General features: G+C 72.3%; 14 protein-coding genes. 10 read left to right on the top strand and 4 right to left on the bottom strand.

Features of this window, described 5'->3' with window-relative positions; genetic code table 11:
• The first annotated feature begins 135 nt into the window (after nucleotides 1-135).
• A complete protein-coding gene (locus KBX43_RS06605; protein ID WP_210883754.1) occupies nucleotides 136-1818 on the top strand; it encodes an FAD-dependent oxidoreductase in 1683 nt (560 codons plus the stop codon).
• Nucleotides 1819-1937: 119 nt separating this feature from the next.
• The gene (gene guaA / locus KBX43_RS06600) at nucleotides 1938-3494 is read left to right on the top strand and encodes a glutamine-hydrolyzing GMP synthase (RefSeq protein WP_043328342.1); all 1557 of its coding nucleotides are present in this window, start codon (nucleotides 1938-1940) and stop codon (nucleotides 3492-3494) included.
• Between the two features lie 6 nt (nucleotides 3495-3500).
• Here guaA and KBX43_RS06595 read toward each other — a convergent pair whose 3' ends face one another.
• Nucleotides 3501-3812 carry a PspC domain-containing protein gene (locus KBX43_RS06595; protein ID WP_069087932.1) on the bottom strand — a complete coding sequence of 104 codons (312 nt, stop codon included), beginning with the start codon at nucleotides 3810-3812 and terminating at the stop codon, nucleotides 3501-3503.
• A gap of 144 nt (nucleotides 3813-3956) precedes the next feature.
• On the opposite strand from KBX43_RS06595, the gene KBX43_RS06590 reads away from it, so the two are divergent.
• The 3 genes from KBX43_RS06590 to KBX43_RS06580 all read left to right on the top strand — a co-directional run bounded on the left by KBX43_RS06590 (nucleotide 3957) and on the right by KBX43_RS06580 (nucleotide 7208).
• Nucleotides 3957-4904: an NUDIX domain-containing protein gene (locus KBX43_RS06590; protein WP_043328344.1), complete on the top strand. Its 948-nt coding sequence runs from the start codon at nucleotides 3957-3959 to the stop codon at nucleotides 4902-4904.
• A 131-nt stretch (nucleotides 4905-5035) separates the two neighbouring features.
• Entirely contained in the window at nucleotides 5036-5947 is a 912-nt protein-coding gene (locus tag KBX43_RS06585) for an NUDIX hydrolase (protein ID WP_113974785.1), read from the top strand.
• 346 nt (nucleotides 5948-6293) lie between these two features.
• Nucleotides 6294-7208 (top strand): phosphatidylcholine/phosphatidylserine synthase, encoded by a 915-nt coding sequence (locus tag KBX43_RS06580; protein ID WP_043328345.1) that lies wholly within the window; start codon nucleotides 6294-6296, stop codon nucleotides 7206-7208.
• 57 nt (nucleotides 7209-7265) lie between these two features.
• On the opposite strand, the gene KBX43_RS06575 is transcribed toward KBX43_RS06580, so the two are convergent.
• The 3 genes from KBX43_RS06575 to KBX43_RS06565 form a co-directional block, all read right to left on the bottom strand.
• A complete protein-coding gene (locus KBX43_RS06575) occupies nucleotides 7266-8513 on the bottom strand; it encodes a phosphatidylserine decarboxylase (protein ID WP_069087963.1) in 1248 nt (415 codons plus the stop codon).
• A gap of 159 nt (nucleotides 8514-8672) precedes the next feature.
• Nucleotides 8673-9074: a hypothetical protein gene (locus KBX43_RS06570; RefSeq protein ID WP_043328346.1), complete on the bottom strand. Its 402-nt coding sequence runs from the start codon at nucleotides 9072-9074 to the stop codon at nucleotides 8673-8675.
• Nucleotides 9071-10918 (bottom strand): PspC domain-containing protein, encoded by a 1848-nt coding sequence (locus KBX43_RS06565; protein ID WP_069087930.1) that lies wholly within the window; start codon nucleotides 10916-10918, stop codon nucleotides 9071-9073. The genes KBX43_RS06570 and KBX43_RS06565 overlap by 4 nt, the downstream gene beginning before the upstream one ends.
• Nucleotides 10919-11073: 155 nt before the next feature.
• Here KBX43_RS06565 and KBX43_RS06560 point away from each other — a divergent pair, with 155 nt between their 5' ends.
• From KBX43_RS06560 to KBX43_RS06540, 5 genes are all read left to right on the top strand, one after another.
• Complete coding sequence (locus KBX43_RS06560; RefSeq protein WP_082930979.1) at nucleotides 11074-12345, top strand: ATP-binding protein; 1272 nt, start codon at nucleotides 11074-11076, stop codon at nucleotides 12343-12345.
• 1 nt (nucleotide 12346) lies between these two features.
• Complete coding sequence (locus KBX43_RS06555; protein WP_030501521.1) at nucleotides 12347-13024, top strand: response regulator transcription factor; 678 nt, start codon at nucleotides 12347-12349, stop codon at nucleotides 13022-13024.
• A 584-nt stretch (nucleotides 13025-13608) separates the two neighbouring features.
• Nucleotides 13609-15252 (top strand): ABC transporter substrate-binding protein, encoded by a 1644-nt coding sequence (locus KBX43_RS06550; RefSeq protein WP_043328348.1) that lies wholly within the window; start codon nucleotides 13609-13611, stop codon nucleotides 15250-15252.
• Between the two features lie 146 nt (nucleotides 15253-15398).
• Entirely contained in the window at nucleotides 15399-16325 is a 927-nt protein-coding gene (locus KBX43_RS06545; RefSeq protein WP_013288523.1) for an ABC transporter permease, read from the top strand.
• A gap of 75 nt (nucleotides 16326-16400) precedes the next feature.
• On the top strand, nucleotides 16401-17384 hold the full coding sequence (locus tag KBX43_RS06540; RefSeq protein WP_043328349.1) for an ABC transporter permease: 984 nt from the start codon (nucleotides 16401-16403) through the stop codon (nucleotides 17382-17384).
• Nucleotides 17385-17407 lie beyond the last annotated feature (23 nt).

Raw genomic sequence — 17407 nt, 5'->3', positions numbered from 1 at the left:
TGCCTCCCCGTGTGATTCGACGCGCCAGGAGGGCCCAGAGGTTGCAGTGGTGGGAATCCCGGCGATCGAGCGCTCTGCATGATGTGCGAAAAGGTCTCGTTGGCGCTATAGCTACTCGTCGGTAATGATGCGTCCATGCGCTACGACGTGGTCGTCATCGGGTCCGGGTTCGGCGGCAGCGTCACCGCGCTGCGGCTGGCCGAGAAGGGTTACTCGGTCGGCGTCCTGGAGGCCGGGCGGCGCTTCGCCGACGACGAGTTCCCGCGTACGTCCTGGCGGGCGCGACGGTTCCTCTGGGCGCCCCGGCTCGGCTGCTTCGGGCTCCAGCGGATCACGCTGCTGCGCTCGGCCGACCGCAAGGCCGGCGGCGGCGTGCTCGTGCTCTCCGGCGCCGGGGTGGGCGGCGGCTCGCTCGTCTACGCGAACACGCTCTACCAGCCGCTCGACGCGTTCTACGCCGACCCGCAGTGGCGCGACATCACCGACTGGCGCGACGAACTGGCCCGCCACTACGACCAGGCGAAGCGGATGCTCGGCGTCACCACGTACCCGATCGACACCCGCGCGGACCGGGCCGTCCGCGCGGTGGCCGAGCGGATGGGGGTGGCGCACACCTACCACCCGACGCCGGTCGGCGTGCACATCGGGCGGCCGGGCGAGCGGGTGGCCGACCCGTACTTCGGCGGGGCCGGCCCGGACCGCACCGGGTGCAGCCACTGCGGGTCGTGCATGACCGGCTGCCGGCACGGCGCCAAGAACACGCTCGTGAAGAACTACCTCTGGCTGGCCGAGCGGCTCGGCGTGCAGGTGCACCCGCTGACCACCGTGACCGCCGTCCGCCCCGACCCGGCCGGCGGCTACGCGGTGCACACCGAACGCACCGGCGCCTGGCTGCGCAAGCGGCGCGAGGTGATCCACGCCGACCAGGTCGTCTTCGCGGCCGGCGCGCTCGGCACCCAGCGGCTGCTGCACGAGATGAAGGCGACCGGCGCGCTGCCGGCGCTCTCGCCCCGCCTCGGCGAGCTGACCCGCACCAACTCCGAGGCCATCCTCGGCGCCTCGGTGGCGCCCGGCGCGGCCCGGAAGCGCGGCCTCGACTTCACCGAGGGGGTGGCGATCACCAGCTCGTTCCACCCCGACCCGCAGACCCACATCGAGCCGGTCCGGTACGGCAAGGGCTCCAACGCGATGGGCCTGCTCCAGTCGCTGCTCGTCGACGGCGGTCCCCGCCGCGCCCGGCGCTGGCTGGGCAGCATCGTCCGGCAGCCCCTGCTGGCGGCGCGGATGCTGTCCGTACGCCGCTGGTCCGAGCGCACCGTGATCGCGCTCGTCATGCAGTCGGTCGACAACTCGCTGACCACCCGCTACCGCCGGGGCCGGCTGGTCTCCGGCCCCGGCCACGGCGCGCCCAACCCGACCTGGATCCCGGCTGGCAACACGGCGGCCCGGCTGCTCGCCGAGGAGATCGGCGGCACCCCGGGCGGGGCGGTCACCGAGCCGTTCAACATCCCGGTCACCGCGCACATCCTCGGCGGCGCGGTCATCGGCGCCTCCCCGGACGAGGGCGTCATCGACCCCTGGCACCGGGTGTACGGCCACCCGGGGCTGCACGTGGTGGACGGCGCGGCGGTCTCGGCGAACCTGGGCGTCAACCCGTCGCTGACGATCACCGCGCAGGCCGAGCGGGCCATGTCGTACTGGCCGAACAAGGACGAGGCGGACCCGCGCCCGGCGCTCGGCTCGCCGTACACCCGGGTCGCGCCGGTCCCGCCGCGGCGGCCCGCCGTCCCCACGCACGCCCCCGCCGCCCTGCGGTGAAAGGAAGGGCCCCTTCTTAACGCCTCCGGTAGAGGAAGGGGCCCCTGTTAACACATTCACCCCGCCACACCGCCGGGGCGCGTCCGCGCGCCCGGTGACTGTCGGTAGGCTTTGCGCACATGAGCACGCCTCGCCCCGTCCTCGTGGTGGACTTCGGAGCCCAGTACGCCCAGCTCATCGCGCGCCGTGTCCGCGAGGCGAAGGTCTACTCGGAGATCGTCCCGCATTCCATGCCGGTGTCCGAGATGCTGGCGAAGAACCCCGCCGCGATCATCCTGTCCGGCGGTCCGGCCAGCGTGTACGCGCCGGACGCGCCGCAGATCGACGCCGGCGTGTTCACCGCCGACGTGCCGGTCTTCGGCATCTGCTACGGCTTCCAGGCCATGGCCCAGGCGCTCGGTGGCACCGTCGCGCGCACCGGCAACCGCGAGTACGGCGGCACCCCGCTGCGCCCGCGCCTGACCGAGCCCGGCGTGCTGCTGCGCGACCTCCCGGCCGACCTGCCGGTCTGGATGAGCCACGGCGACTGCGTCACCGAGGCGCCGGAGGGCTTCACCGTCACCGCCGAGTCGGCGGGCGCCCCGGTCGCCGCGTTCGAGGACCTGGCCGGCCGCCGCGCCGGCGTGCAGTTCCACCCGGAGGTCGGGCACACCGCGCACGGCCAGGAGATGCTCACCCGCTTCCTGTACGACATCGCGGGCATCGAACCGACGTGGACGCCGTCGAACATCATCGACGAGCAGGTCGCCCGGATCCGCGAGCAGATCGGCGACAAGGAGGTCATCTGCGGCCTCTCCGGCGGCGTCGACTCGGCGGTCGCCGCGGCGCTCGTGCACCGTGCCGTGGGCGACCAGCTCACCTGCGTGTTCGTGGACCACGGCCTGCTGCGGGCCGGTGAGGCCGAGCAGGTCGAGAAGGACTACGTCGCCGCCACCGGCATCAAGCTGAAGGTGGTCGACGCCCGGGAGCGGTTCCTCGGCGCGCTGGCCGGGGTGACCGACCCGGAGCAGAAGCGCAAGATCATCGGCCGGGAGTTCATCCGGGTCTTCGAGGCCGCCGCCCGGGAGATCGCGGCGCACGGCGACGTGGAATACCTGGTGCAGGGCACGCTCTACCCGGACGTGGTGGAGTCCGGCGGCGGCACCGGCACCGCCAACATCAAGAGCCACCACAACGTCGGCGGCCTCCCCGAGGACCTGAAGTTCTCACTGGTCGAGCCGCTGCGCACGCTGTTCAAGGACGAGGTTCGCACGATCGGCCTGGAGCTGGGCCTGCCCGAGGCGATGATCTGGCGGCACCCGTTCCCCGGCCCGGGCCTGGCCATCCGGATCATCGGCGCGGTCGACGAGGAGCGTCTCGCCGTGCTCCGCAAGGCCGACCTGATCGCCCGGCAGGAGCTGACCACTGCCGGCCTGGACCGGGGCGTCTGGCAGTTCCCGGTGGTGCTGCTGGCCGACGTCCGCAGCGTCGGGGTGCAGGGTGACGGGCGCACCTACGGTCACCCGGTGGTGCTGCGCCCGGTCTCCAGCGAGGACGCGATGACCGCCGACTGGTCCCGGCTGCCCTACGACGTGGTGGCCCGGATCTCCACCCGGATCACGAACGAGGTCGCCGAGGTCAACCGCGTGGTCCTGGACGTGACGAGCAAGCCGCCGGGCACCATCGAGTGGGAGTGACGCCGCTCAGGCCGCGGGCGGCGGTCCGGCGTCCGGCCCGGCCGGCGGGACCGGCGGCCACCCGGGCGCGGTGCCCGGCGGGTGCGGCCAGGCGGGCGCGCCGGCCGGCTCCTCGGGCATCAGGAACCACATGATCGGGTACGCGAGCGCGGCGAGCCCGCCGGTGAGCACCGTGGCGGTCGCGAAGATCACCCGGATCAGTGTGGGGTCGGCGGCGAAGTAGCGGCCGAGGCCGCTCGCCACGCCGGCGATCATGCGGTCGCTGACCGGGCGGCGGAGCTGCTTGTACGGGGCGTGGGAGGGATTCGGAGAGGTCATGTCTCCACGGTCCCGCGCGCCGCGGCGGGCGACCTCGGTGACCGCCCGGAGCCCTACCCTGATGCGTCCCTGAGACGCCAGCGAAGAGTCAGGAATCTGACTCTTTTCGATCCCGGTAACCCGCTCCGGGGAGAATTTGATCCCGTGACCACCTCGCTGGAGCCGCTCCGCAGGATCGCGGCATACGCAGTTTGTGCTGATTCAAACGGCCGAGTGTTGCTGGTCCGCGCATCGGAGCGCTCCGGCACCCCCGGCACCTGGTCGCTCCCCGGAGGAGCGGTCGACCACGGTGAGGACCCCAAGCACACAGTCGTCCGGGAGACCGCGGCCGAGACCGGGCTCTCGGTCGCCGTCGCCGGCCTCCAGGACGTGCTCGCCGACATGCGGGCCCTGCCCGAGCGGCGCATCACGATCCACACCGACCGCCTCCTCTACACCGTCTCGGTACGCGGCGGGACGCTCACCGAGCGGATCGACCGCCCGACCGACCTGGCCCGCTGGTTCACCCTCGACGAGGCCCGGGAGCTGCCGCTGCGGTCGTTCACCGCGCGTGCGCTGGGCCTGCCCACCTCCACCGACGACATCGTGCCGGAGGAGGTGCCCGAGTTCCCCTCGTTCTACGCCGTGCCCGGCCCGGACGGGCTGCACCGGGCGCAGCGCTTCGCCGCGTACGCGGTGGTGACCGACCCGGAGGAGCGCGTGCTGCTGACCCGGGTGTCCGACGGCTACCCGGGCGCCGGTTGCTGGCACCTGCCCGGTGGCGGCACCGACTACGGCGAGCAGCCGGGCGCGGCGCTGATCCGGGAGCTGGTCGAGGAGACCGGGCAGACCGGCCGCCTGGTCGAGCTGCTCGGCGTGGCCAGCCACCGGGACGCCGCCTCGCTCGGCCCGGAGGGCTACCCGATCGACTGGCACGGCGTACGCGCCTTCTACCGGGTTGTGGTCGACCAGCCGGCGCCGCCCACGGTGGCCGACGTCGGCGGCTCCACCTGCGAAGCCCGCTGGTTCCGGCGCGAGGAACTCGGCGCCCTGCCCACCGACCGCCTCACCGAGGTGACCGCCGAGGCGGTCCAGGCCGCCCATCTCCTCTAGACCCACCCGACCCGCTCACACCCGCGCCCCACTCCGGCGATCATGAAGTTGACGGCGGGAAATGTCCGCCCCGGTACCGCTAACCTCATGATCGACGGAGTGGGGCGCTCGGGTGCGGGGGAGTGGTGCGGGTGGAGCAGCAGCGGCGGGTCGGGGCGTACGGGATGCTGCGGGACTCCGAGGGGCGGGTGCTGCTGGCGCGTGGCTCGGCGAAGTGCCCGTACCCGGGGGTGTGGCAGCTGCCCGGCGGCGGCGTCGAGCACGCGGAACACCCGGCCGACGCGGTGGTCCGCGAGTTCGCCGAGGAGACCGGGCTGACCGTCGCGCCCGGCGCGATCCGGGCCGCCGTCGCCGACGTGACCGCGTTCCGCGCCGAGAACGTCGCGATGCACACCGACCGGTTGATCTTCGACGTCGAGGCGCGCGGCGGGCGGCTGCGACCCGAGCCCGCCGGCGGCACCGACGAGGTGGGCTGGTTCACCCCGGAGGAGGCGGCGAGCCTCCCGCTGATGGTGTTCACCGCCGAGCTGCTCGGCCTGCCGGTGACTCCGCTGCCGGCCGACATGCCCCGCGGGCTGCCCGTCGACCCGGCCGGGCCGGCCGTCGACCGACGGCAGCGCTTCGCCGCGTACGGGCTGGTCACCGATCCGGCCGACCGGGTGCTGCTCACCATGATCGCCGACGGCTACCCGGGCGCGGGCCGCTGGCACCTGCCCGGCGGCGGCACCGACCACGGCGAGCAGCCGGCCACCGGGCTGCTGCGTGAGCTGGTCGAGGAGGCCGGACAGCTGGGCCGGGTGGTCGACCTGATGGCGGTGGACAACCTGCACAACCCGGCCGCGCTCGGCCCGGAGGGCCGGCCGCTGGACTGGCACGGCATCCGGGTGATCTACCGGGTACGCGTGGACGCGCCGACCGAGGCGGTGGTGACCGAGCTGGCCGGTGGCTCCACCGCCCGGGCGGCCTGGTTCGCGCCGGAGCAGGTCGGCGGCCTGTCGATGACCGACGTGGCGGCCCGCGCCACCGGGCAGCGGGTGAGGTGAATCGCTCGCCGAGCCGCCCTGGGTGACCTCCGGTACAGTCGGAAGGAAGGGTTGGCCGACAAAAACGGACGTTGAAGCCCGAGATGGGAATGATTGAGCGGTTCGTGCGGTTAAGGGAGATATAAGTACCGCCGGCAGCTATCGCCAAGCCCCTGTTCCCTGTGCAATGGTGTACTCCGCAAAAGGGCTGCCGGACCCGAAAGGTCCGGCACGAGACAGCCGGACACCCGCCCCGTCGAGGGCGGCCAGCCGATCCGGTGATGGAGGAAACGTGCCGAGAGCCCCATGGCGCCGGCGTCGTACGACTGACAGTCCGCGCCCCGCAGGGCGTCGCTGGGCGGGCCGGTTGCGCCGCAGCAGCACGTTCGCCCGCCAGGTGCTGCTGGTCCGGGTGGGCCGCCGGGACGGCGCGGCCGTTCCGGGGACCGACCTGGTCACCCCCGACCACCGTTACGCAGACCGCCAGCGTCTCCGCTACGGCCGGCTCGACACCGACATCGAGGTGGTACGCCCGGTCAGCCCGGCGCTCGCCCCGGCCGCCCCGGTCGACGACGAGTCATCGGCGATGTCGATCCCGCTCCTGCCGGGTGAGCGCACCGCCGCCCGCCGGGTCAAGTTCGCGCTCGTCAACGCGTGCACGCTGAGCAGCCTCATGCTCGGCATGCTGGCCATCTTCCTGGCCATGCGCGGTGACGTGCAGATCGCCGCGATCTGCCTGATCGCGTGCGTCGCGTTCGACGGCCTCGACGGCGCGCTGGCCCGCAAGCTCGGCGTGGCCAGCCCGTTCGGCGCGCAGATGGACTCGCTCGCCGACATGTGCTCCTTCGGCCTCGCCGCGCCGGTGGTGGTCTACGCCTCGCTGGCCGGTTCGGTGCCCCCGGCGGCCGCCGCGGTCTCCTGCGCGCTCGTCGCCGCCTGCGCGGCGATCCGGCTCGCCCGGTTCAACGTCTCGCCGAAGGACGGCCGCTTCTTCTGCGGTGTGCCGACCACCATGGCGGCGGCAGTGCTCGCCCTGACCGTGGCCATCGGCGTGCCGGTCCCCGGCCTGGTGATGGTGGCCGGCGTGGCGCTGCTCGCCTTCGCCATGGTGTCGAGCTTCCCGTACGCCAAGCTCGCCCGGCTGCTGAAGCTGCCGCCGTGGCTCTGGCTGGCCCCGGTGATCGGCGCGCTCGTCGACATCCGGCTCACGTTCGCCCTCGTGGTGGTGGGCTACCTGGTCAGCGGGCCGCTGCTCTGGCTGCACCAGCGCCGTACCGCCTGATCCGAGAACGACAGAAGGGGCGCCGCCGCAGCGGCGCCCCTTCTTCGTGTCCGGCGTTCAGCGCCAGCGGGCGATCACCGTCGCGCCGCCGACCACCTTGTCGCCCGGACCGACCAGCGGGTCCGCCGCGTCGGCCGGCAGGTAGACGTCGGTACGCGAACCGAACCGGATCAGGCCGAAGCGCTCACCCCGGGCCAGCAGCGAACCGACCGGCGCCCGCTGCACGATCCGGCGGGCGATCAGCCCGGTGCGCTGCGCCACGACCACGGTGCCGTGGTCGGTGTCCAGCACCGTGTACGCCGCCACGTTGTGCTCGGCATCAGGCTTCATGGCGTTGACGAACCCGCCGTCGGCGACGAAGTAGTCGACCACCTTGCCGGCCACCGGGGCGCGGTTGACGTGCACGTCCAGCACGGACAGGAACACCGCGATCCGCAGCCACTCGCCGTCGCCGAAGCGCTCGTCCTGCAGGCGCTGCACGGAGAGCACCTGGCCGTCCGCCGAGGCGACCACTGCCGACGGGTCCTCCGGCACGTCCCGCTCCGGGTCCCGGAAGAACGCGGCCACCGGCGCGGCGGCCAGCGTCGGCAGCAGCCAGAGCTTCGACTTCGGGCGGGCGGCCCGGGCCAGGGCGGCCAGGCCGAGCGTGATGCCGGCGGCGGCCACCCCGTTCGAGTCGATGTGCATGCCCCGGGTCAGCGGCACGCTCGACGGCCGGTACGCCGGGGACAGCGAGGCCGCGAGCGCGACCGGCGCCGGGGTGAACCGCAGGTGGTGCACGCGTACCGGCGGGGTGTTGCGCAGCACCAGGTCGGTGCGTACGCCGTGCAGCACGCCCTGCCGGTCCAGTTCGCCGTCCGCGCCCTCGGTGCGGAACAGCGGCGCGGCGACGCTCAGCACCGCGCCGTCGGCCAGGTATTTCGTCAGCCCGTCCACAGCGGCACGCGCCTGCTCGGCGGTGCCGGTGAACGGCTCGGCGACGACCACCACGGCGGCGGCGTCCGCCTCGGCGAGGGTGTCGACCACCCGTACCCGGTCGGCGACCCAACGGCCCTGCGCGGTGACGTGCTCCCGCAGCGCGGCCGCCGCGGCGCCCTCCGCCGGCACCACTGTGAGCCGGTCGCCGGGTAGCAGCGCCTCGATCGCCGCGGCCAGCACCGCGGACTCCGGAGTCGCGCCGACCAGCAGGCCGGCCTTCGGGTCGTTACGCCGGGCGAACTCGCTGACGAGCGTGCGGGCGGCGCGCTCGCCGATGCGGACCGCACCGGAGGGACCGGTGACGCGCACGGCGGGGGACTGGGTCATGTCGGGCGGGCTCCTGACGAGGTAGCGGACGGACGGGCGGCGGCTCTCCGGCGTCCCGACCGGCGGCTCCGGCGTGGTCGGGTGCGCGGGCCGGCCGGCGGAGGCGAGATCTCCGCCGACCAGCATAGGCCGCGTTCCGAGGGCCCCGCAGTGGCGCGGTCAGGCCGGGTCGCCCGGCGTACGCCGTTCCTCGCGTGTCTCGTCCGCCGGCGGGTCCACCGCCGGCATCTCGCGGGTGGCGGGCCCCGCGTCGTCGGTCGTCGCCTCGGTGGCCCACTCGTCGGCCACGTCGGACGTCGTCTCGCCGTCGCCGGCCGGGCTGTCGTCCCGGTACGGCGCGGAGACCGTCGCCTCCGGCGGCGCGGGCTGCTCCGCGGCCCGCCCCGAGCGCAGCGCGCCGATCAGCCCGAGCAACCCGATCAGGACCAGGCCGCCGGCCAGGAACCAGCCGACCGGAGGTACGGACAGCCCGAGGATGCGGGCCAGCAGCCACCAGACGGACAGGCCGAGGAAGACGAGTCCGAAAGCGAACGACACGATGTCGGTGCGGTGCGCCTTCATCGGGTCACCTCCAGCTTGCCGGCGTTCACGTGGATGTAGAGGCGCAGCTTGCCCCCGCCGGGGCCGTCGGCGCCGGTGTCGGTGCTCTCCCACTGGCGGTTGCCGAGCCCGCCGCTGCGCTTGCCGAAGACCGAGGCGTCACCGGCGTTCACCTCGGCGACGGTTGTCACGTCCACGTCCGGCGGTACGACCACTGTGGCGTTGCCGAGGTTCACGTCGAGGGTCACCTGCACGTCCTGCTTGTCGAAGTTGATCCCACGCAGGTCGAGTACGGCGTCACCGAGGTTGTTCTCGTACCGGTCGGCCAGGTCGCGCAGGTCGGTCGGCGCCCAGGTGACGTTGCCGTCGATGCCGCGCACCCGGTCGTAGGACTCGGCGACGGTGGCGATGCCGAGCGCCGCCGCGGTCACCAGGCCGAGGGCGATGAGCCAGCGGGCCCGGCCGAACCAGGTGCCCACGAGCAGGCCGAGGCCGATGGTGGCGAGCACCGCGGCGAAGTAGCCGGCGGCGCCGACCGGGAAGACGTCGAGCAGGTCGAGCATGGCCACCACGCCCAGCGCCAGGAAGATCAGCGAGAACGTGATCGCGCCGAGCGGGGACCGCTCCTTGGGCCGCTTCGGCGGTCGCGGCGGCCGGCCCGGCGGTGGCGAGGGCGGCGACCCGGCGTACGGGCCGTGCGGGGCGAACGGCGGGCGGTATCCGCCGGGCGGCAGCGGCGCGCCCACCGGCGCGGGGGGCGGCACGGCGGCCGGCTCACCCAGCGGGGCGCCGGTGCCCGGCGCACCCGGCCAGGAGGGCGCCGCGCCGTAGGCCGGCCAGGTGGCGGTGTCCGCGACCGGACCGCTCACCGGGGGCATCGCGGCGGTCGTCGGCTCGGACCAGCCCGGCCGGGTGCCGGCCGCGGCGGGCCAGCCCGGCGCCGGGAGCGTCGGGTAGCTCGTCCCGGCCTCCGGCAGGCCCGGCTCGCGTCCCGGCGTCGCCGGGTGGCCCGGGCCGGACGGGGACGCCGGTTGGTAGCCGGGCTCGGAGGCGGGCGCCGGGGGATAGCCCGGCTCGGTGCGGCCGGCCGGCGGGTAGCCGGGCTCGGCGTGGGCGGCGTACGACGCTGCTTCGGGGCGTACCGGTGGCGTGGTACCGACCGGCGGCGCGGCGGTCCACGGCGGCCCGGCGGCCCCCGCGGTCCACGTGCCGGGGGCCGGCGGCGCGGGCCAGGCCACCGGCGGCACCGGACCCGGCACCGGGCCGGGCGGCGGTGCCGGCTGAGCCGGCTGAGCCGGCCGCTGCCCCGGGCCGCGCTGCTCGCGGTTGAGCAGCAGCGCGCCGCCGATCAGGATCACCGCGCCCAGCAGGATGGCCCGGAACCCGTCGGTGACGACGTAGGCGAAGCCGAGCGCCACCACGATGCCGAGCACGATCACGGTGATCGGGGACATGCTGGACCGGCCGCGGCCGAGCATGGCCTCCACCGGGGAAGCGGTGTCGCCCTCGCCGGGGATGATCAGCCAGCCGGCGACGTACACGATGATGCCGATGCCACCGAAGAAGCCGAGCACGGCCAGCAGCACGCGCCACAGCACCGGGTCGGTGTTCGTGGCCCGGCCGATGGCGGCGCACACCCCGGCCAGGTAGCGGCCTTCGCGAGGGCGCACCAGCCCGTACCGGGTGGTGAAGCCGGCGGCACCCGGCGGCGGGGCGTACCCCCCGGGTGGCGGGCCGGTGAACGGCTCGCCGCCGGGCGGCGTGGTCGCGTGGTCGGTGGGGGGCGCCGACCCCGGTGGGGGCGGCGGCGGGGCGTCCTGTGCTGCCGCCCAGGGGCGGGGCGGACGGGCAGCGTCCTCGGTCATGCCTCCGATACTGCTTGCCCGGCCGCCCGGACTGCCTCAGGACCCGACCCTGACCCCACCCTGAGATCCGCCGGTGGCGAAAGTCCGGGGCGTCCCCGTGGTCCGGGACGTCGCCGCCGTGTGACGATCTGAGCGTCGGCGCCGCCGCCCTCTCCATCTCGACCTGGGAGTTTCCGATCAGCAGCACCCCTGCCCCGCACGCCCCGCGCCTCTACCGGGCCACCGAGCACCGGCTGGCCGCCGGGGTGGCCGCGGGCATCGCCGAGCACCTGGGCATCCCGGTGCTGCGGGTGCGGATGGCGTTCATGGTCCTGCTCGGGCTCAGCGGCCTCGGGCTGCTGCTGTACGCCGCCTTCTGGGCGGTGGTGCCACCCCGCCCCGGCGACACCGCCGTCCCGCCGCGCCGTGACCTGACCCAGCTGCTGCCGTTCGTGGCGATCGGGCTGGGCGTACTGCTGTTGCAGGTCTTCGCCTTCAACTCGGTGGGCGCGGCCGGCACCGCCGGCTGGCTGGTGGCGATCATCGCGGTCGGCGCGGGCGTCATCTGGCACCAGTCCGGGCCGGAGCGGCGCCGGCAGTGGGGCGACGCGGCGGTGCCCTGGCTGGGCGCGGTGGTGGAGGAGACCGACCGGCGCGCGTTCGTGCTGCGCTTCATCGGCGGCGGCGTGCTCGTCGCGGTCGGCATCATCGGCGTGGCGGCCGTCTACTCGCCGGCGCAGAACTTCGACGCGGTGCTCAACGGCGTGATCTTCGCGCTGGTCGGGCTGGCCGGCGTCGGCGTGGTGACCGGCCCAGTGCTCTGGCGGACCTGGAACCAGCTCCGCTCGGAGCGGGAGGGACGCATCCGCGAGCAGGAGCGGGCCGAGCTGGCCGCCATGGTCCACGACCAGGTGCTGCACACGCTGGCCCTGATCCAGCGCAACGCCAGCGACGTCAAGACGGTGCAGCGGCTGGCCCGTGGCCAGGAGCGCTCGCTGCGCAACTGGCTCTACAAGCCGACCGCCTCGCCGACCGAGCGGTTCGCGGCCGCGCTGGAGCAGGCCGCCGCCGAGGTGGAGGACACGTTCGCCATCACTGTCGAGGCGGTGGTCGTCGGCGACCGGGAGACCGACGAGCGGGTCGGCGCGCTCGTGGCCGCCGCCCGGGAGGCCCTGGTCAACGCGGCCCGGCACGCCGGTGTGCAGACCGTGTCGCTCTACGCCGAGGTGGAGCCGGAGCAGGTGAGCGTCTTCGTCCGGGACCGGGGCAAGGGCTTCGACCCGGATACGGTGGAGAATCACCGGCACGGCGTCCGAGGATCGATCATCGGGCGGATGAAGCGGCACGGCGGCCGGGCGGAGATCCGGTCCGAGCCGGGAGAAGGGACCGAGGTCCGGCTGATCCTGCCGATCAGCGGCTCCGGCTCCACGGCGGAAAGGGACAGGTGACATGTCCGAGCAGGAACCGGTCGAGGGCACGGCGCCGCGCGGGCCGCTGCGGGTCTTCCTCGTCGACGACCACGCGATGTTCCGGGCCGGCGTGCGCGCCGAGCTGGGCGCGCGGGTCGAGGTGGTCGGCGAGGCCAGCTCGGTGGCCGAGGCGGTGACCCGGATCGCGGCCACCGCGCCGGACGTGGTGCTGCTCGACGTGCACATGCCCGACGGCGGCGGCCGCGCGGTGCTGGAGGCGATGCGGCGTACCCACCCGCAGGTGCGGTTCCTCGCGCTGAGCGTGTCCGACGCCGCCGAGGACGTGATCGGGCTGATCCGGGCCGGCGCGCGGGGCTACGTCACCAAGACGATCTCCCCGGAGGAGCTGACCGACGCGATCCGCCGGGTGGCCGACGGCGACGCCGTGTTCAGCCCCCGGCTGGCCGGGTTCGTGCTTGACGCGTTCGCGTCCCGGCCGGACGCGCCGGTGGCCGACCCCGAGCTGGACCAGCTCACCAACCGGGAGCGCGAGGTGCTCCGGCTGCTCGCCCGCGGGTACGCCTACAAGGAAATCGCCAAGGAGCTGTACATCTCGATCAAGACGGTCGAGACGCACGTCTCCAACGTCCTGCGCAAGCTCCAGATGTCGAACCGGTACGAGCTGTCCCGCTGGGCTGCCGACCGCCGCCTGGTCTGAGCCCACGTCGCTCGGCGACCCCCTGGGAGGCATCGTCCCCCCGGGGGGTCGTTGTTGTCCGCACAGTCGACGTCGGTATCCTCCGGACGGACAAAAAAGCCGCAGCCGTGCGCCCGTTGACGGGCCGGGAGCGGGCGCGGTCCACGTCACAGCGCTTGCGGGCGGCAGGGATGCCCGTCAACCTCCATGTGCCCGTCTTGCCTGTTCAGGGCCCTATCGTCCGTACGCTTTGTGATCTTTTCTCAAGTATCGGCAACGTGGCGGGCAACTAACGTCTTGATAACGGCACCTTCACGGAAAGGGCCGGTGGGTGTCACAGTGGCAGCACCTCACCCCCCGGTGTGAGGCATCTCGTCGGGCCTGCCGACCACGTGGACGCCGCCACCAGCGTCGCCGCGTGGTTGTCGACCCTGCGCGGTGCCCACGTCCAAGGTGTGGCGCCCGGCGGATCGGTACCCCTGGGGTGTCCCGAAATCCTCTGCGGTAAACCGACGTCCGGCTTGTCCGGGTCGCCGGTGGTGTCACCCCCAAACGTGCGTGAAACCCACGACGGAACCAGGTTAAGAAAGAGGAGGCCCCTCGGAATGAGAGTCTCGAAGCGGGCGAGCGGCGCGCTCGCGGTGGGCGCGGCATTCGCGCTCGTCGCGTCCGGCTGCTCCAGCGGGAACAACGACGGTGGCGACGCCGGCGCCAGCTCGGACGGCGCGATCGTCATCGACGGTACCCAGCCGGAGAACCCCCTGGTTCCGGCGAACACCACCGAGACCGGTGGCGGCGCGATCATCGACTGGATGTGGAGCGGTCTGGTCGAGTACCCCAACAACGGTGGGGCGCCGCAGAACCTGCTCGCCGAGTCGATCGAGACGAGCGACTCGAAGGTCTTCAAGATCAAGATCAAGCAGAACACCAAGTTCCACGACGGCACCACCGTCAAGGCCGAGAGCTTCGTCAAGGCCTGGAACTGGGCGGCGTACGGCCCGAACGGCGCGCAGAACGCCTCCTTCTTCTCCGACATCCAGGGCTTCGACGAGGTCTACACCGAGGACCCGGACGGCCCGGACGGCCCGCAGAAGGCCCCGGAGCCCAAGGCCAAGGACATGTCCGGCCTCAAGGTCGTCGACGACTGGAACTTCGAGGTCACGCTGAACGCGCCGACCGCCGTGTTCCCGACCAAGCTCGGCTACAGCGCCTTCGTGCCGCTGCCGGACGCCTTCTTCTCCACCACCCCGGCGGAGTTCGGCAAGAAGCCGATCGGTAACGGCCCGGTCAAGCTCGTCTCCTGGCAGGACGACGTCGAGATCAAGCTGACCCGCTTCGACGACTACAGCCTGCGCGACAAGATGAAGATCAAGGACGTCACCGTCAAGATCTACCAGGACGACACGGCGGCCTACAACGACCTGCTCGCCGGCAACCTGGACTTCCAGCAGCAGGTTCCGGTCTCCGCGCTGGCCGGTGACAAGTGGAAGACCGACCTGGCCGAGCGGGCCATGTCCTCGACCACCCCGTCGACCGGCATCATCGCCTTCCCGATCTACGACAAGCGCTTCCAGAACCCGAAGCTGCGCAAGGCGATCTCGCTGTCCATCGACCGGCAGGCGATCACCGACAAGATCTTCTTCGGTACCCGTAAGCCGGCCGACAGCTGGGCCAACCCGCTGACCCCGGGCGCCGAGCCGGGCAACTGCACCGCCTGCAAGTTCGACGTGGCCGAGGCCAAGAAGCTCTACGCCGAGTCCGGTGGCTTCCAGGGCAAGCTGACCCTGTCGTACAACGCGGACGCCAGCCACAAGGAGTGGATGGAGGCCGTCGCCCAGCAGATCAAGACCAACCTGGGCATCGACGCGGTCGCCGTCGGCGTGCCGACCTTCGCGGTCTTCCGCGCCAACATCAACGCCTACAAGATGACCGGCGCGTACCGGGCCGGCTGGCAGCAGGACTACCCGGACGTGGAGAACTGGATCAACCCGCTCTACGTCACCGGTGGTTCCTCGAACGACGGCAAGTACAGCAACCCGCAGGTGGACGCCCTCTCGAAGGAGGCCACCGCGGCCCCCAGCATCGAGGAGGCCCACAAGAAGTTCGCTGAGGCCGTCAAGCTGATCGACCAGGACGTTCCGTCGATGCCGATCTACTTCGGTGGCCAGCAGTCCGGCCACTCGGAGAAGATCAAGAAGCTCGAGCTGACCAACGTCGGCGAGCTCGACATCACCTCGGTCGAGCTCTGATCCGAACGCTCTGACCCCGGGTCGGGCTCGCCTACCGGTGAGCCCGACCCGGGGCCGTTCCGCGAGGGGGTGTACAACGAACCCCTCGCAACGTTGTCGCCGCCGCGCCGGCCCGCCCCGGCGCTCCCTGTCTGGAGGACCACCCCATGGGCCGTTATCTCTTGAGACGGCTGCTGCAACTCGTGCCGGTGTTCATCGGTACGACGTTCCTGATCTACTGGCTCGTCTGGTCAGTGCCCGGTGACCCCTTCGCCGGCAAGTGCGGCGACCGCGGTTGCCCGCCGAACTACCGCGCCATGATGACCGAGAAGTACAACCTCGACGAGTCGATCTGGGTGCAGTACGCCAGCTACATGAAGAACCTTCTGCAGGGTGACTTCGGTATCACGTTCGGCGGTCGCGAGATCAGCGACATCATCGCCACGTCGTACCCGAACACCCTGAAGCTGGCGGTGGTCGCCCTCGCCATCGAGGCCGTGATCGGTCTCGGCGCCGGCATCCTCACCGGCCTGCGGCGCAACGGCTTCCTGGACAACCTGGTCCTGGTCTCCACCCTCTTCCTGATCGCCCTCCCGGTCTTCGTCATCGGCTTCGTGCTGCAGTGGCTGCTCGGTGTGAAGTGGGGCATCATCAACCCGACCGTGTCCAACGAGATGCGGTTCAGTGAACTGATCGTGCCGGGCTTCGTGCTCGGAAGCGCATCGATGGCGTACATCGCCCGGGTGGCGCGTACGAGCATCGCCGAGAACCGGCGTGCCGACTACGTCCGCACCGCGATCGCCAAGGGCCTCCCGATGCGCCGCGTGGTCGGCGTGCACCTGCTGCGCAACTCGCTCATCCCGGTGGTCACCCTGCTCGGCACCGACCTCGGCGCGCTGATGGGTGGCGCGATCGTGACGGAGGGCATCTTCGGCATCAACGGCATCGGCCGTCAGGTGCTCCGCTCGATCGTCACCAAGGAGAGCGCTACCGTTGTCGGCATCGTCGTGGTGTTGGTGCTCGTCTATCTCATCATGAACCTGGTGGTGGACCTGCTCTACGCCGCCCTCGACCCGAGGATCCGCTATGAGTGACCGCCGCAGCGTACGAAACGTCCCAGCAGTCTGCGCGGGTAACCACGCCCGCGCCGAGCGCAGCGAGGTACGGGCATGAGTGACCCGAATACCGCGTCGATCGTGTCGACGCCGCCCGCGACCATGCCCACCGAGGCGGGGTCGGGCGCGCCCACCAACGCGGGCCTGCCGGAGAGCGCGAAGCAGAACAAGCCGCGTGGCCTGCTCGGTGACGCCTGGATCGACCTGCGCCGCAAGCCGCTGTTCTGGATCTCGGCGACGATCATCCTGATCTTCCTCGTGATGGCGGCCTTCCCGTGGCTGTTCACCTCCGGCGACGCGGTCAACGGCTCGCTGGACCGCAGCCGGGTCGAGCCGTCGTCGGCCGCCTGGTTCGGCTACGACGTGCAGGGCCGCGACGTCTACGCCCGGGTCATCTACGGCGCCCGCGCCTCGATCGTGGTCGCAGTGGTCTCCACCGTCCTGACGCTGCTCGTCGGCGGCACGATGGGCATCATCGCCGGCTACCGCGGCGGCTGGGTGGACGCGCTGCTGTCCCGTGTCGCGGACATCTTCTTCGGCCTGCCGTTCGTGCTCGGCTCGATCGTCATCCTGACCACGTTCAACGGCTCCGGCACCGACAACGGCGAGTGGACGATCATGGGCCTGGTCATCCTGTCCCTGAGCGTGCTGAGCTGGCCGGTGGTGATGCGGCTGATGCGCTCCTCGGTGCTCGCCACCAAGGAGGCCGACTACATCGTCGCGGCCCGCGCGCTCGGCGCCAGCACCGGCCGGATCATCCTCAAGCACCTGCTGCCGAACTGCCTGGCCCCGCTTCTGGTCTACGGCACGATCATGGTCGGCTCGTTCATCGGCGCGGAGGCCACGCTCTCGTTCCTGGGCATCGGCCTGAAGAGCCCGGTCGTCTCCTGGGGCATCATGATCAGCGAGGCGCAGAACTACATCCGGGTCTCGCCGTACCTGCTGTTCTTCCCCTCCGCGTTCCTCGTCGCCGCAGTGCTGAGCTTCGTCATGCTCGGCGAGGCGGTCCGCGAGGCCCTCGACCCGAAGCTTCGATAGGGGAACTGAGTTGTCCGACATTC

The organism is Micromonospora sp. C41 (genome assembly GCF_018070485.1).
In the GTDB taxonomy this organism is placed as follows: Bacteria; Actinomycetota; Actinomycetes; order Mycobacteriales; family Micromonosporaceae; genus Micromonospora; species Micromonospora chalcea.
This window is presented reverse-complemented; position numbering and strand designations above follow the sequence as displayed.